Genomic DNA, 14,669 nt, shown 5'->3' with positions numbered 1-14,669 from the left:
CGTGTCCGTGCCGCCGAGCGCAGAACCGACGCTGTGGGAGCTGCATCGCGCGGTCTCGCAGCTCCGCGAGGACCTGCGAGGAGACCTTGCCCACCTAGCGGCCCGGCTCGACCAGGTGGTCACCCAGGACGTGTACCGGGCTGACCAGCGGGCGACGGAGCAGCGCATCGGCGCTGTCGAGTCCGCTCTTGCCGGGCTCCGAGGAGAGCACGACCAGGTCGCGGAGCGGGCGGAGCAGCAGCGCCGCGAGGATCAGGCGCAGGCGGCGGCGACCCGCCGCCTGGTGCTCTCGTCGTTCGTGGCACCGCTTCTACTGATGGTGCTCCAGCTGTGGCTGGTGACACAGGGCTCGGCTCGCTGACGCGAGTTCCGCCTACCTTTTTTGATCTTGGGCGCGGGGAGAATCCGAGATCCGAACATGGCTACACCCCTGAGTGCTGATGCACTCGTGGCGGCACTGCGCGCTGAGGGCGTGCGTATCGTCGAGCGCCCCGGTTGGCGCACCCACAACCGGAATCACAAGGGGCCTTGGGGTCCTGTCCGCGGCGTGATGATCCACCACACGGTGACGTCCGGCACCGCGAACACGGTCAGCATCTGTGAGAACGGGTACAGCGGCCTCCCGGGCCCGCTCTGCCACGGCGTGATCGCCAAGGACGGCACGGTCTATCTGATCGGCAACGGCCGGGCGAATCATGCGGGAGCCGGAGACTCAGACGTCCTGGACGCGGTGATCGCAGAGAGGGCGCTACCGGCGGCGAACGAGGCGGATGCCGATGGCAACACCGCCTTCTACGGATTCGAGTGCGAGAACCTGGGCGACGGCGAAGATCCGTGGCCGGGCGCGCAGCTGGACGCCATCGAGAAGGTGTCCGCAGCGATCTGCCGGGCCCACAAGTGGGGTGCGGCCAGCGTGATCGGCCACAAGGAGTGGCAGCCTGGCAAGGTCGACCCGGAGGGCTTCACCATGTCGGGTCTGCGCCAGCGCATCGGTGCCCGCCTCGCGGGCAAGCCCGGCGGCGGAGGCGGAACCACGTACACCGTCCGCGACGGCGACACCCTGTCCGGCATCGGGCAGCAGCTCGGCGTGAACTGGCTCGCCCTGGCGCGCGAGAACGACATCGCCTCCCCCTACGTCATCCACCCCGGCCAGAAGCTGCGGGTGCCGAAGTGACCAAGTCGCGCACCGCTTCCGATGTGAACCAGCGGACGATCCGCACGGTGTTCCAGACCTTCCTGGGTCTGGCGGCTGGCTTCCCGCTGATCGTGGACGCAGCCGGTATCCCTCAGACCGCCGCGGGCGTAGCCGTCGCCCTTGCGGTGGCCGGCGCCGTCACCCGGGTCATGGCGCTGCCCGTCGTCCACAACCTGCTGCCGAACTGGCTGTACCGCAGCGATCCACCGACCTCGAATGAGGGCGGTGGACAGCTGACCGTCGTGGACAACTGATCAGGTCGAGCCCCCGGGGAACCGGGGGCTCGCTGCCGTTCACGCGCAAGCTGGTGTCGAGAGGTAGCGTCCCGCGCGGTAGGCCAGTGCGGAGGCGGGCAGCGGCTCCTCGCGGCCACTGAGCAGCACCGTCAGGATGCGGTTCCCCCTCCCAGTCTGGGGGAGGCGGCCGCCGAGTCGTCGGAGGGCTTGGGCAGCCACTGCGTCAGCGGAGCCGCGCAGGACCGGGGTGATGAGCGATGGGCGTCGTAGGGCTGCCCGGATCTGGCTGGCAACGAGCTCGTAGTGGGTGCAGCCGAGGACGACGTCGGTGACACCACGAGGGGTCCGCCGAGCGGCGTCGGCGATGGCTTCGTTGATGGCGGACGGGTCAGCGTGCTGGACTGCGTCCGCGAGTCCCGGGCAGGCGATCTGTGTGACCTGCACCCCGGCTGCGTGCATGTGGATCAGGGCGGTTTGGTAGCTGCTTCCGGTGGTTGCCGGCGTGGCCCAGATTGCGACGGGTCCGCCGGCCGCGACCGCGGTCTTCACCGCGGGTACGGTCCCGATGACAGGGATCGCCGGTTCGAGTGCCGCCTTGGCGGCGGGCAGCGCATGCACCGTGGCGGTGTTGCAGGCGATGATCAGGGCGTCGGGATCATGCGCGGCTGCGGCCTGCGCGGCGGCGAGGACCCGCTGGCGGAGGTCTGGGGCGCTTCGCGGCCCCCAGGGCATCCCGTCCGGGTCGGAGGAGAGGATGAGGTCGGCGTCCGGCCGTAAGCGCCTTACGGCCGCTGCTGCCGCGAGAAGGCCGATTCCGGAGTCGATGAGCGCGATCTTCAAGGGTCACCTCGGCGGTCTACCCGGCATCACGGCCGGGACGTCGTGAACGGTTGCCGCAGGCTGCAAGGCGGGCCAGAGTTGACCGGGGCCGCCCTCCTCACCTGTTTTGAGGAGGGCGGCCCCGGTCGTCGGCGTGGCCGCGCTGGGTTAACCAGCGCGCTTCACGTGCTCGATGAAGGGCAGCCAGGCCGTGGGCTGGAAACGGAAGGCATCCCCGTTGGGCACCTTGGAGTCCCGGACGGCCATGTCGCCGTTGGTGCAGCGGCCTCCCTGCACGCAGTTGCCCCCCTGGTCGTTGCTGAAGCTGGACGAGAACCAGTCGACGGACAGCTCGTCGGCACGGATGGACATCAGTACTCCTTACAGGCGTTTCTGATCATGCCCAGGGATTCCTCATACCCCGGCGCGATGGCTTGCAGGTCGCGGACTGCGGCTTCGTACTTGCGTACGTCCTGGTCGCGCCGGGATACACCGGCTCCGGCCAGACTTTCCATGTAGACAATCGACTTGAGCGGCTGTCTGAACTTCATGAACGTGAAGCTGCCGTTCATCCCTGGGTGAGCCCCGAGTTCGAACGGGATGACTTGGACCTTCACGTGAGGCATGGTCTCAGCGACCTCTGCGATGTACGCAAGTTGGGCCCGCATGACGTCGCGGCCACCAACCCGTCGCCGCAGCACAGCCTCATTGATGATGGCGGTGAACTCCGGCGGTGAAGCCTGCCGACGCAGGATCTCCTGCCTGGTGATGCGGACTGCGATCTTGAGATCCAGCTGGTCGGCCGGCTGGCCCTCGTTCGCTCGCCCCATGATGGCCCGGACGTACTCCTTGGTCTGGAGCAGGCCGGGCACGTATTCACACTCGTAGCTGATCAGGCGGTCAGCGATGGCCTCCAGCCCCAAGTACGCCTTGAATCCGGGCTGGATGACGTCCCGCACGTCTTGGCGCTGCCACCAGTCCTTCTTGGTCTTGGTGACCGTCGCATAGCCGCCCAGTTCGGCAGCCTTCTCCGGCGGGACGGCGTACAGCGCACACAGGGCCGCGACGTCGGCAGGCTCGACTATCCCGTTGTCCGCCGTCTCCAGCCGAGTGAGCTTCGAGGGCGCCCAGGAGAAGTGGCGGGCCACTTCGGATGCGGACTTCCCAGCGGATGTACGTGCGGCCCGCAGTTCCACGCCCAGCTGCACTCGGCAGAGCGCGGGTGAAGCGGATTCGATGACGGGCCCCTCTGAAGCCCCTGTACCAGCCGTCGAGCTGAGGTCGTTCACGATCACCCTCCCCTACGTGTCGCCTCACAGTCTGACGGCGGACATTCGAGCTGCGCAACGCGCCTTCCGTCATTTCGCGGAATGTTCCGCGAATGGCTGCAACTGCCGTCACGTGAACGGAAGTTCGAAGATGGAAGGAGTCTCGCAGAATTCTGCGAAGAGGCTTCCACCGTAGCCGTTGCGCTGCCATGCTGATCCCCGTTGAGCACGTTGGGTTCGAGTGATTCGACTCAGCGTGATCTCGACGTGTGGCGTGCCTCCAGCAGCTCAGGACCGCGTGCCACCCGGAACCGCGACCGACCGAGACGAGGTGCGGCATGCCGTTTCGCAGGACCCCCGACGAAGGCCCGACGACGAGCACAGGACGCCTGTTCCCGAGCGCCCTTGACCTTCAGTTCAAAGTGCGAGGCAGACGGATGGGTTCCGTGGACGACTCGGACGCCATGCTTCCCCGGCGCGCCCGGCTCCTGAGTAAGGCGTGGCTTCGGCTGGCCCGCCAGGAGGACTTGGTCGACTCGGTGGAGCTTGTGGTCTCCGAGCTGGTAACCAACGCCCTGCGGTACGGAAACGGCCCCGCCATCTCGTTCCGCCTCGGCGTGGAAGACGGGCTGCTGCGGCTGGCCGTCGACGACGGAAGCCCTGATCTGCCCTGTGTCCGTACGGCAGACACCTCATCCGAGCGTGGACGGGGGATGCGGATTGTCCTTCAAGAAGTCCGCAGCACCGGCGGGAACTTGGGATTCAGCCACGCCGGCACGACCACCTGGTGCACCTTCCCCATCTGCAAGGAGAGACAGTGTGTTTGAGATTGACGACGATGACTTACGGCCGTCCACACTCCATGACCGGCTAGAGGTCCGCAGCCCTCGCAGCGCGTGGGCCAAGGCGCAGGATCTCCAGCCGATGCCGCACTTCACGCAGGTCGCTGAGCAGCCCCCAGCCCGGGACACGCGGCCGAGCGCCGAGCTCTGCCCGTGGTCCACGTACAGACGGCGCCGTCGGCCGGAAGCCGGCACGGCGCAGGGCGCCTGACGTGCTTTCACGTCGCTCCTTTGCCCCTGAAGGCTCATCTCTGGTTCAGGGGGCACAGCAGCCACCGGCGAAAAAGTTTCCCCGGCTCCGGGTCGCGGTCCGCCACCCCTTCCGGATTCTGGACCGCTCGGGCTTCGGGATAGGCACCTCGTGCTCGATGGCCCTCTACTCGGGATGCGTCGCCGTCTGGGTTGCCGTGCGCCTACTACCCCTCGCCCTCTGAATCCGCCGGTACCGGTGCGCAATACCTGCGCGCCGTCGGCCCCGTCACCCGCTGCCCCGAGGGCAGCCTCAGCCAGAAAGGTCTTCTTGTGGATCAGCTCCCGTCCTCGCCCTGTCGTCACGCTCCCCCGTGTCCGCAGGTTGAGGACCGCAGCCGAGGAGAGGCGCAGATCGTGTCCGCCCATCCCGAACAGGGCTGGAACCTCTTGTGCAACGGCGCCGTCAGCTTCGACGACGATGCGCTGCTTCTTCCTGACGGGAGGATCATCGCCTCACCGCGGCCGTTCTTTTTGGGCAGGGCCGCGGCGTGACAGGCAGAGCGCGTCCTTCTGGACAGCTGGGGCTTACCGAGCGCGAAGTCCAGACCGTGAGCCTGGCCGCCGAGGGGCTGAAGATCGGCGCGATAGCCCGTCGCCTGGATGTCAGCGCCGGAGCGGTGCAGTCCAGGCTGAAGTTCGCCCGGCTGAAGACCGGCTCGCCGCGGACCACCGCCCTGGTACATCAGGCGTACGCCTCTGGCCAGGTACCCCAGCCCGCCCCTGAGCCGCCTGTGCCCCTGACCGCCGGACAGGTCCGGGTACTTCGCTACCTGGCAGAAGGGCTGACGGTCGTGGACATGCAGGCTCAGGTGCGATGGACGCAGTGGCGCCTGCGCGAGAGGTACGGCGATCTCCTGGCCGCCCTGGACGCCACCGACAGACCCGCGTACGCGATCAAGCGCGGCTGGGCAATGGGGCACCTCAGCGGAGACCAACAGACCATCTGGCAGTCGGCCCCTTCGCGGGGCATCTACGGCGTCCCGGCGCGGGTATGCGGCCCGCCCAGCCTTCGACCGCGTACGCGGGCACGGCACCGTGCCGGGACGCCTCCGATCGGAGCAACACCCCAATCACGAGGAGCGTACATGTCTGACCCACACCACTACGGGGGCCGCATCGGCGTCTTGTACGGCGGAGATTCGCCTGAGCGTCCCGGTTCTATCGCCAGCGCCGAGGCCGCCTTCAAGGCGTTACTGGGCGCCGGCATGAGGGCGGAGCTGATCGACCTGGGCGACGTCCGCGAACTCGGCACCGGCTTGCGGGGCCGCATCGACGTTGCCCTTCTCGCCTGCCACGGACTCGGCGGCGAGGATGGCAAGGTCCAGGGCCATCTGGAACAGCTCGGCATCCCGTACACCGGCTCGGGTGTTCTGGCCAGCGCGCTCGGTATGCACAAGCCGACGTTCAAGACCCTGCTGGCGGCCCGGAACATCGACACCCCCAGGTCCATCACGGTGCTGCCCGAGCACTCCGTGGAGACCACCCTGACGACGGTCGAGCTGAACCTCGGCTACCCCGTCTTCGTGAAGCCCGCGGGCGGGGGCGGTAGCCTCGGAGCCGGCATCGCCCGCGACGCGGAGACGCTGTCGGATCTGCTGCGGGCACGCCGCGACCAGCCGTACGCCGAGTACATGGTCGAGGAGTACATCGACGGCATCCCGTGCACGGTGGGCATCCTCGATCAGGGCGCCCCCGTCGTGCTGCCTCTGCTCACCTTCGAGACGGACCGCGACTTCTTCGACTACGAGGCCAAGCACGACCGGGGCCTCCGCCGCGAGACCTGCCCGGCTGCGCTGCCTGAGGAGGTGGAGCAGCGGGTCGTGGAGACCGCCTTGCAAGTGCACCGGCTGATCGGAGCGCACGGGGTGAGCCGGGTGGACTTCCTGATCTGCCCGGACGGTCGCTGCCCGGTGCTGGAGGTGAACACGGTGCCCGGACTCAGCGAGGCCGGGAACCTGGCGACGATGGCCGCTGCAGCGGGCGTGTCCTACAGCGAGCTGATCAAGCGGGTGCTGGACACGGCGTTCACGAAGGTCTCGTACGTGCCCTGACGGCGGCAGAGTGGGGTCATGACCACTGCTACAACGCACCATGTCCCCTACTTCTCCCAGTGGGAGTCCGCGTCCTTGGTGCCCGAGTTCGTCTCGGGCACCGTCTCGGCCGTCGATGATCCGCTCTGGGAGTCCTCCGGTGCCGACACGGCGGAGGAGTACGCCTTCTGGGCGCCGCGGATGTGCGGCATGGCGTGCCTGCGGATGGCGCTCGCGCACTTCGGGCAGCGTGTGCCCGCGTCGGTGCCGCTGGTCCGTGAGGCGCTGGCCGCCGGCGCGTACGTGCGCGACGGCGACAAGGTCCAGGGGCTGATCTACGCCCCGTTCGCCGCGTGGGTGACCTCCCGGTGGGGCCTGTCGGCCGAGGTCCGGACCGAGCTGTCGATGGAGGAGGTGGACACCGAGGTCTCCCGTGGCCGCCTGGTGCTCCTGTCGGTCCACAAGACGATCCGCACCCTCGATCCCGAGCCCGCGCAGCGCGGTGGCCACCTGGTGCTCGCAGTGGGGTCCGGCCCCGACCACGTCACCATCCACAACCCCTCCGGGTTCCCGGAGAGGTCACAGAAGTTCCATCAGGTACCCAGGGCGGACCTTCCCCGGTTCTTCGCCGGCCGGGGCGTCGTCTTGGGCCACGCACAGTAGGAGCAACGTGATCCCCTTCTCCCTGGCCTCCGCCGCGCTCGCCGCCGAAGGCCATCTCGCGGGCGGCGCCGATCCCGACAGCCTGATCACCGGCCCCCTGGTGTTCGACTCCCGGGACATCAGCCCCGGGAGCCTGTTCTGCTGCCTTGGCGGTAAGTCCGTCGACGGGCACGACTTCGCCGCCCAGGCGGTGGCGGCCGGGGCGGTCGCCGTCCTCGCGGCCCGGCCCGTGGACGTTCCCGCCCTCGTGGTCCCCGACGTCCTGGAGGCGATGGGCCGGATCGCGGCCCGCGTCGCCGCCGACTTCACCGGCACGGTGATCGGCCTGACCGGCTCGGCGGGCAAGACCAGCACCAAGGACCTCCTCAGGTCCGTGCTGGAACTGGACGGGCCGACCGTGGCGACCCCGCGGTCCTTCAACAACGAGATCGGGTTTCCCGTCACCGTCTCCCGGGTCGAGGCGGGCAGCCGCTACCTGCTGCTGGAGATGGGCGCCCGGGGCCTGGGCCACATCGACAGCCTGTGCGCCATCGCCCGTCCCACGATCTCCACCGTGCTGGGGATCGGGTCTGCGCACATCGGGGAATTCGGATCCCGGGAGGTCACCGCTCAGGCGAAGGCCGAGATCGTCCGGGCCCTGCCCGCGCACGGCACCGCTGTCCTCAACGGCGACGACCCGCTCGTGTCGGCGATGGCCGGTGACACCGACGCCACCGTGATCACATTCGGGTTCAGTGAGGGGTGCGACGTCCGCGCCGAGCAGGTGGGTGTGCAGCACGACGGTCGCCCCCACTTCGTCCTCGTCCACGGCAAGGACCGCAGGCGTATCGATCTGCGGGTCCACGGTCGGCACAACGTCCTCAACGCACTCGCGGCGGCGGCCACGGCCATCGCCGCCGGGATCCCCGCGGACCGCATCGCGCAGGGGCTGCGGCAGGCGGAGATTTCCAGCGGCGGCCGGATGGAGGTCACCACCCGCACCGACGGGGTCACCGTGATCAACGACGCCTTCAACGCCAGCCCTGAGTCCGTGCTCGCAGCTCTGACTGCCCTTGGTGACATCGCGGGCGCCACCCGCCGGAAGGTCGCGGTCCTCGGGGAGATGGCGGAGTTGGGCGACGAGGCGGACGCCTGGCACGACCAGGTGGCCGATCACATGGTGAGCCTCGGTCCGGCTGAGGTGATTGGCATCGGTCGCACCCACATGGATCGGATGCTGACGGCGATGAAGGCCGCCGGGCTCACCGTCTCGAAGGCCGACAAGGATGTCCCGCTGGTCGAGGAGATCCAGCGTGTGCTGCGGCCTGGTGATGTGGTCCTGGTCAAGGGTGCCAACTCGCTCGGGCTCGAAGCGGTAGCTCGGGACCTCGCCGGCATCTCCGCGCGGTAGGAGCCGTCCGGCTGGGCCCCGCTGCGCTCGTTCGGCGGCGGGGCTCAGCCATGTCCGTTTTCGGCGAATTGCCGTCGCCTGCAAACTGATGCAATTTTCGTGCACTGCCGCTGAGTTCAGTGCAAAGATTTCACCCGAGTGACCCGGCAGCACCCCGAGCGAGGAGGGCACCATGGCTCTGCGCATGCTTGGCAAGGACCCCGAGAGCAAGACGGGCGACAGCCCCACCATCTACCTGGACGACGAGCGCGACACCTACGTGGTGCAGGGCTGGAAGATCCTGGACGCTGATTGGCGGGCGCAGTTCGAGCTGGCCGACCAGGAGGACGTGATCGAGCTGCCTCGCAGGATGGTGCCCTTCTTCGAGAAGGCAGATCGGGGCGCGTCCCCCGAGGTGGGTGACAGCCCCGCGGTCTTCCTGGACAGGGCACGCGACACGTACGTGGTGCAGGGCACACGAGTGTTGGACACCGGGAGGCGTGCCCAGCTCTCCCTTCCCGATCACGAGGATGTGATCGAGCTGCCTCGCAGGATGGTGGCCTTCTTCGAGAAGGAGGATCGTGGCGCCGCCGACGTTTAGGGAGCTCCTGACTTCCGCTCAGCACTCCGCCGTGCATCTGGAGATGCGGGACGCCTACATGCCCGATCCCGCATTCGATGCGTGGCGGGAAGGCTCGCGCCAGGATCTCCTTGCCGGGGACGAAGACTTCCAGGCATGGCTGGACTTGGTGCGGGAGACCACCGCTCGTGGGGTGGTCATCCGACGGGCCCGGGTGTTCTGCACCCCCGAGAGCGACTACATCCGCTGGGAGCACTTCATCTCCGGCGCCAACGTGTCCGCAGGTGAGGACATTCGGTGGTTGTCGCGCCGCAACACCACGGGCATCGGCTTCCCGGGCAACGACTTCTGGATCTTCGACGGTTCTCAGGTCCTCGTTCAGCACTTCGCCGGCGATGGGACGATCAAGCCGGAGTGGCGGGAGCTGACCACCGATCCGGCAGTCCTGGAGCTGTGCCTCCGCTCGTTCGGGGCTGTGTGGGAGCGTGCGGTCCCCCACGCCGACTACAAGCCCAGCTAGCCCGCCTCCCATGGCATCGTCCCCTCTTCCCGCGGTAGACGAGGCCCGCCGGAGCCTTGGGGCGCGCCTGCGCGAGCTGCGCCGGGCGGGCGGCTTCAAGACGGCACGGGCCTTCGCGGCCCGTGCCGGCTGGAGCGAGTCGAAGGTCAGCCGGCTCGAGACCGCGGCATCGTCGCCGACCGAGGAAGACCTGCTCACCTACGCGGAGCACTGCGGGGCCCCGGAGGACTACGCGGATCTGCTGGCGACAGCGAGCAGCATCGAAGAGATGTACGTGGAGTGGCGGCGCGTCTTCGGTGGCGGTCTCGTCCCGGTGCAGGAGGCTGCTCTACCGCGCTACGAACACACCCGTCACTTCCGCATCTACGAGCCCGGCGTGGTGCCTGGTCTTCTCCAGACGCCCGCCTACGCGCGGGCCCTGATGGGGCGGATCATCGACTTCTGGAACATCCCTGATGATGCGGAGCGGGCCGCCGAGGTGCGGGCTGTCCGCAAAGCGTCGGCCCTTCGGGATGCCGGGCGCCAGTTCGGCATCGTGGTGGAGGAGACGGCGCTGCGATCCCGCTTCGGGGACGCCGAGACCATGGCGATTCAGCTAGGGCACCTGATGACGGTCTCGCTGTGGCAGCAGGTCAGCTTGGGCGTGATCCCCATGGGTGCGGAGCGAGTGATGTGGCCCAACGAAGGCTTCTGGGTGTACGACGGGAAGCGCGTCGTTATCGAACTGGCCTCCGCAGAGGTGACGTTGGTTCAGCCATCCGAAGTGGCGACCTACGTGCGGATTTTCGCGGAGCTCGCCCGGATCGCCGTCTACGGCAACGCGGCTCGCGCGTTGATCACCGAGGCGATCAACGCACTTGAATGACCGGCTGCAAGCACGTGCAAATTTCTTGTGCTGCGCACATGCCGCTCCCGATGCTGTCACGACCCCCGCACGCACAGCGACGCGAAGACGGTGATGCTCATGACCTCTGCCACAGCCTCGGATGCCGACACGATCGCTCTGAACGCGGCACGGGAACTCGGTGAGGCGCTGGCGGCCATCGGCATCGTTCTTCCGTCGCTGCGCGCGGAGGAGAACGTGCAGGGCGTCAGCTTCGTGAACCTGGGCGGCTGCCCGGCGGATGCGGCGTACACGCTGGCGCACTGGATCAGCGATCGCGCCTGACCCTGCGGGGTGCACGGCTCCATCATCGGATCGGACTACGGGAGGTCTTATGGACGGCGGCGGCTGGGGGACGGGCAAGGGCGGTAGCGGCGGCAACGGCCAGCACTCGGGAAACAAGGACCCAGGCACCTCGAAGCCGAGCTCGGACACGAAGCAGCCGAAGGCGGACCCGAAGCACAAGAAGGACTAGGCGCCTCCGACATGACACAGCTCAGAGCAGACGAGCAGGCCGCGATGCGCGGCCTGCTCCGCTCGATCGCCGAGGACCTGGGTGCGGCCCTCGATCCCGCGTGGGAGGAAGCCTTCTCCGCGGTTCCCCGGCACGCCCTCCTTCCTGACCTGGTGTGGGTGGGCGCCGACCTGGAGGAGTGCTCACGGCAGGCCACGCCGGATGCTTGGCTGCGGCACGCCTACGAGGACGACTCCGTTGTCACTCAGGTCAACGACGGGCAGCCTGCGGGGCCTGGGGAACGGTGGGCGTCATGCTCGGCGTCCGCGCCCAGCATCGTCTTCCGCATGCTCGTCCTGCTGCTGGTGTCCGCGGGGCACAGGGTGCTGGAGATCGGCACGGGCACCGGCTGGAACGCCGGCCTCCTCTCGTACCGTCTCGGGTCCGGCCAGGTGGTCACCATTGAGGTCGACCCGGGTCTCGCTGCCCGGGCTGTGGCCGACCTCAGGGCGCTGGGGCTGGAGCCCCGGGTGATCTGTGGTGATGGCGCCCTCGGCTACGAGGACGGCGGCCCGTATGACCGGGTCCTGGCGACCTGTTCAGTCCGCTCGATCCCTCCGGCCTGGATCGAGCAGACCCGGCCGGGGGGAATGATCCTGACGCCGTGGGAGTCACCGTGGCTCTGCTATGGCCTGCTGCGGATGACGGTGGACGACTCCGGGTCGGCCTCCGGGCCCTTCTTCCCGCACTCGGCGTTCATGCTCATGCGGGGGCAGCGCACCGACCTGCGGATCTACCGCGATGTGGTCCGCGATGACCACGTACCCGACGAGTCGACAACGGCCCTGCCTCCGTCGGCGGTGGCGGGGGACGACTGGGCCGCCTCGTTCGCGGTGGGCCTCCAGCTCGGTGACGTGTGGCACGCCTGGCACGAGAACCCGGACGTCGAAGGCGTCGTCTCCCGGCTGTGGCTGGCCACCACGGATGCGACGTCGTGGGCGGCCGTCGACTCGGACGGGAAGGACTCCGAACGGTTCACCGTGTGGGAGTACGGGCCGCGACGCCTGTGGGACGAGGTGACGGCCGCCTACCGCTGGTGGGACGCGGAGGGGTGGCCCGGCCCGGAACGCTTCGGCATGACGGTCGGCCCGGACGGCACGCACAAGGCGTGGCTCGATACCCCTGACCGGTTCGTGCCCCGCACTGGCTGAGGTTCGGGGGCCGTCCCCGTACGAGTGGAACGCCCTTGAAGCCGTCCCCGAGTGGGGGCGGCTTCGGCACTTTGACATGCAGCAGACGACGGGAGCCGATGTGACCGATCAGGAGACGGAGAAACCCGGGGCCGACGAGGAGTACCGGTTCAGGCCCGGGAACCTGGCCGCGCTGGAGGGCAGGCCCATGACCACGTGGGCGATGACCCGGCGCCTGCCGCAGCTGGTGCGCCGGGGCCTCCGGCTGGGGTGGGGTGTGGACCGGCGGGCCGTCAGCCTGCTCTTGGCCTGCCAGGCCGTATCAGCCGCTCTCGAAGCCGCCGGGCTGCTGGCGACAACGAAGACGATCACGGCGCTGATCTCGTCCGGTGACATCGGCGCACGCCTCCAGGACGCGCTTCCGTCGATCTCGCTGCTCGCGGCGGCGGCCGGTATCCGTGCTCTGCTGGGCATCGCCATCGTCAACATCTCGAACCGGCTCTCTCCCCGCATCTCCCGCGAGGCGGAGTTGGAGATGCTGAGTGCCGCGGTGAACTCGGAGCTCGTCGCCTACGACCATCCGGGCTTCAACGACGCCTGGGAGAACGCCGACCGGGGCGCCGACGTGGCGCGCGATCTGATCACCGAGTCCCAGCAGCTGATGTCCTGTCTCGGCTCGCTGATCGCCTCAGCTGGGGTGGTGCTGCTCCTGCACCCGGTCCTCCTGCCCCTGCTGCTCTTGGCCGTCCTGCCGCAGGGCATCGCCAGCATGAAGGCCGCCCGCATTCACTACGAAGCGGGCCGATCCTTGGCCGCCGAGCGCCGCACCCTGGGGCATCTGCGCTGGTACATCGCCGACAAGGAGACCGCCGACCAGGTCCGCTCGGGCACGATGGCCGGCTTCCTCCTCTCCCGCTACCGGGCGATCGGGGCCCGCCTGGACGCCACCACCGACGAGGCGATCCATCGGGGTGCCCGCTACGCACTGCTCGGGGCTGGTGCCTCGGGGCTGTCCGCGGCGCTGATCTGGGGCGCGCTGCTGGCGCTGCTGGCGACCGGACACATGAGCATCGCGGCTGGAGGAACCGCCGTGTTCGCTCTGCGTTCGGTGGGCAGCGCCCTGCGCGGCATGGTCGGCTACGGCACCCAGCTGTTCCGCACCGGGTTGTACTTCGACGACTGGGTGGAGTTCACCGAGCAGGCCGGCGGCCACCGCATCAGCCGGGGAACGACTAAGGCTGTGTCTCCTTCGGTCGTACGGGTCGAGGACGTGTCCTTCACGTACCCCAGCGCGGACCGGCCCGCGCTGGAGAAGGTCACCCTGGAGGTGCGGCGTGGGGAGATCCTGGCGCTGGTCGGGGAGAACGGCTCCGGGAAGACCACCCTGTCCAAGCTCCTGTCCGGCCTCTACCTAGCCGAGAGCGGATCGGTGACGTGGGACGGCACCGACATCAAGGAGTACGACGCCCAGAGCCTGTGGGAGCACACGGCGGTCGTCCCGCAGAACTTCGCGCGCTGGCCGCTGACGGCCCGCGACAACATCACCCTCGGCCAGCCGACGAGCCACGGCGACGAGCACGTTCTGCGCGCAGCAGAGCAGTCCGGCGCGGCAGATGTCATCGCCCGGTTCCGGTCCGGTCTGGACACGCTGCTGGCCAAGCAGTACTTCGGCGGGGAGGAAGCTTCCGGTGGGGAGTGGCAGCGCATGGCCATCGCCCGAGCATTCCACCGCGACGGGTTCCTCGTCCTGGACGAGCCGACCAGCGCCCTCGATGCCCGCGCCGAGCACCGCATCTTCACCGGGCTACGGGCCATCGCGGACGAACGCCCGATCGTCCTGATCACACACCGGCTCGCCAACGTGGCCATCGCGGACCGAATCGTCGTCCTCGACCAAGGGCGCGTCGTACAGCACGGTTCGTACGAGGAACTCTGTGCGCAGCCCGGCCTGTTCCGTGAACTTGTGGAACTTCAGAACGACCGGCCCGGCACCGTTCCCGTCCCCCGCACTCAGAGCTGAGCAAGGAGTACGACCATGGTCTTCGATCCCGATGATCCGGCTGACGAACCGCTGGAGGTGTGGGCCGCCCGCAGGGAAGGCCGTCGGCGCAAGGTCGGTGAACTGCGTGCGATTCCCCTGGCCCCTGGTCCGGCTCGAGGTGGGCACGTCCAGCCGGACCTTCCGCGGGCCGTAGTCCGCTGGGACGGCTTCGACTGGGAGCCGATCACAATCGCCCCCGACTATGCCGCAGCTCGGCGTCTCATCGACCCGACCGCCCCCGCCGAGGCCGCCCCCGTTCCCGGCTACAGCCCGGCGCCGCTGCGCGCGGGCCGGGGCCGGCACCGCCGCACCTGACCCCTCCCGATC

General features: G+C 68.7%; 18 protein-coding genes. 15 read left to right on the top strand and 3 right to left on the bottom strand.

Annotated features, from left to right (window positions below; translation table 11 throughout):
* Position 1 precedes the first annotated feature (1 nt).
* Genes ACZ4UB_RS09850 through ACZ4UB_RS09840 form a run of 3 tightly spaced genes read left to right on the top strand, consistent with a single transcriptional unit; the run spans position 2 to position 1,449 of the window.
* Positions 2-361: a hypothetical protein gene (locus ACZ4UB_RS09850; protein WP_468069474.1), complete on the top strand. Its 360-nt coding sequence runs from the start codon at positions 2-4 to the stop codon at positions 359-361.
* 57 nt (positions 362-418) lie between these two features.
* Positions 419-1,174 carry an N-acetylmuramoyl-L-alanine amidase gene (locus ACZ4UB_RS09845; RefSeq protein WP_468069472.1) on the top strand — a complete coding sequence of 252 codons (756 nt, stop codon included), beginning with the start codon at positions 419-421 and terminating at the stop codon, positions 1,172-1,174.
* Positions 1,171-1,449 (top strand): hypothetical protein, encoded by a 279-nt coding sequence (locus ACZ4UB_RS09840; protein ID WP_468069470.1) that lies wholly within the window; start codon positions 1,171-1,173, stop codon positions 1,447-1,449. Before ACZ4UB_RS09845 ends, ACZ4UB_RS09840 begins: the two co-directional genes overlap by 4 nt.
* A gap of 39 nt (positions 1,450-1,488) precedes the next feature.
* Here the strand turns inward: ACZ4UB_RS09840 and ACZ4UB_RS09835 are convergent, their stop codons facing one another.
* The 3 genes from ACZ4UB_RS09835 to ACZ4UB_RS09825 form a co-directional block, all read right to left on the bottom strand.
* Positions 1,489-2,271: a glutamate racemase gene (locus tag ACZ4UB_RS09835; RefSeq protein WP_468069468.1), complete on the bottom strand. Its 783-nt coding sequence runs from the start codon at positions 2,269-2,271 to the stop codon at positions 1,489-1,491.
* A gap of 147 nt (positions 2,272-2,418) precedes the next feature.
* Positions 2,419-2,622, bottom strand: coding sequence for a DUF397 domain-containing protein (locus tag ACZ4UB_RS09830; RefSeq protein ID WP_468069466.1), 204 nt, complete (start codon positions 2,620-2,622; stop codon positions 2,419-2,421).
* The gene (locus ACZ4UB_RS09825) at positions 2,622-3,539 is read right to left on the bottom strand and encodes a helix-turn-helix domain-containing protein (RefSeq protein ID WP_468069464.1); all 918 of its coding nucleotides are present in this window, start codon (positions 3,537-3,539) and stop codon (positions 2,622-2,624) included. Before ACZ4UB_RS09825 ends, ACZ4UB_RS09830 begins: the two co-directional genes overlap by 1 nt.
* Positions 3,540-3,964: 425 nt before the next feature.
* On the opposite strand from ACZ4UB_RS09825, the gene ACZ4UB_RS09820 reads away from it, so the two are divergent.
* From ACZ4UB_RS09820 to ACZ4UB_RS09765, 12 genes are all read left to right on the top strand, one after another.
* A complete protein-coding gene (locus ACZ4UB_RS09820; RefSeq protein WP_468069462.1) occupies positions 3,965-4,345 on the top strand; it encodes an ATP-binding protein in 381 nt (126 codons plus the stop codon).
* 537 nt (positions 4,346-4,882) lie between these two features.
* Positions 4,883-5,104: a DUF5999 family protein gene (locus tag ACZ4UB_RS09815; RefSeq protein WP_468069460.1), complete on the top strand. Its 222-nt coding sequence runs from the start codon at positions 4,883-4,885 to the stop codon at positions 5,102-5,104.
* Positions 5,105-5,697: 593 nt separating this feature from the next.
* Positions 5,698-6,663: a D-alanine--D-alanine ligase family protein gene (locus ACZ4UB_RS09810; protein WP_468069458.1), complete on the top strand. Its 966-nt coding sequence runs from the start codon at positions 5,698-5,700 to the stop codon at positions 6,661-6,663.
* Positions 6,664-6,681: 18 nt separating this feature from the next.
* On the top strand, positions 6,682-7,305 hold the full coding sequence (locus ACZ4UB_RS09805; protein WP_468069455.1) for a C39 family peptidase: 624 nt from the start codon (positions 6,682-6,684) through the stop codon (positions 7,303-7,305).
* Between the two features lie 7 nt (positions 7,306-7,312).
* Entirely contained in the window at positions 7,313-8,695 is a 1,383-nt protein-coding gene (locus ACZ4UB_RS09800) for a UDP-N-acetylmuramoyl-tripeptide--D-alanyl-D-alanine ligase (RefSeq protein ID WP_468069453.1), read from the top strand.
* A gap of 172 nt (positions 8,696-8,867) precedes the next feature.
* Entirely contained in the window at positions 8,868-9,275 is a 408-nt protein-coding gene (locus tag ACZ4UB_RS09795) for a hypothetical protein (RefSeq protein WP_468069451.1), read from the top strand.
* A gap of 31 nt (positions 9,276-9,306) precedes the next feature.
* Positions 9,307-9,774 (top strand): DUF6879 family protein, encoded by a 468-nt coding sequence (locus ACZ4UB_RS09790; RefSeq protein ID WP_468069448.1) that lies wholly within the window; start codon positions 9,307-9,309, stop codon positions 9,772-9,774.
* Between the two features lie 10 nt (positions 9,775-9,784).
* Complete coding sequence (locus tag ACZ4UB_RS09785) at positions 9,785-10,639, top strand: helix-turn-helix domain-containing protein (protein WP_468069444.1); 855 nt, start codon at positions 9,785-9,787, stop codon at positions 10,637-10,639.
* Between the two features lie 99 nt (positions 10,640-10,738).
* On the top strand, positions 10,739-10,942 hold the full coding sequence (locus ACZ4UB_RS09780) for a hypothetical protein (protein ID WP_468069441.1): 204 nt from the start codon (positions 10,739-10,741) through the stop codon (positions 10,940-10,942).
* Between the two features lie 201 nt (positions 10,943-11,143).
* Entirely contained in the window at positions 11,144-12,322 is a 1,179-nt protein-coding gene (locus tag ACZ4UB_RS09775) for a methyltransferase domain-containing protein (RefSeq protein WP_468069438.1), read from the top strand.
* A 76-nt stretch (positions 12,323-12,398) separates the two neighbouring features.
* Positions 12,399-14,321, top strand: a complete 1,923-nt coding sequence (locus tag ACZ4UB_RS09770; RefSeq protein ID WP_468069436.1) for an ABC transporter ATP-binding protein — start codon at positions 12,399-12,401, stop codon at positions 14,319-14,321.
* A 15-nt stretch (positions 14,322-14,336) separates the two neighbouring features.
* On the top strand, positions 14,337-14,657 hold the full coding sequence (locus ACZ4UB_RS09765) for a DUF6087 family protein (RefSeq protein WP_468069434.1): 321 nt from the start codon (positions 14,337-14,339) through the stop codon (positions 14,655-14,657).
* Positions 14,658-14,669: the final 12 nt, after the last annotated feature.

The organism is Streptomyces sp. NPDC028419, assembly GCF_055565515.1.
The sequence above is the reverse complement of the archived record's forward strand: the minus strand, read 5'-3'. Positions and strand labels throughout refer to the sequence as shown.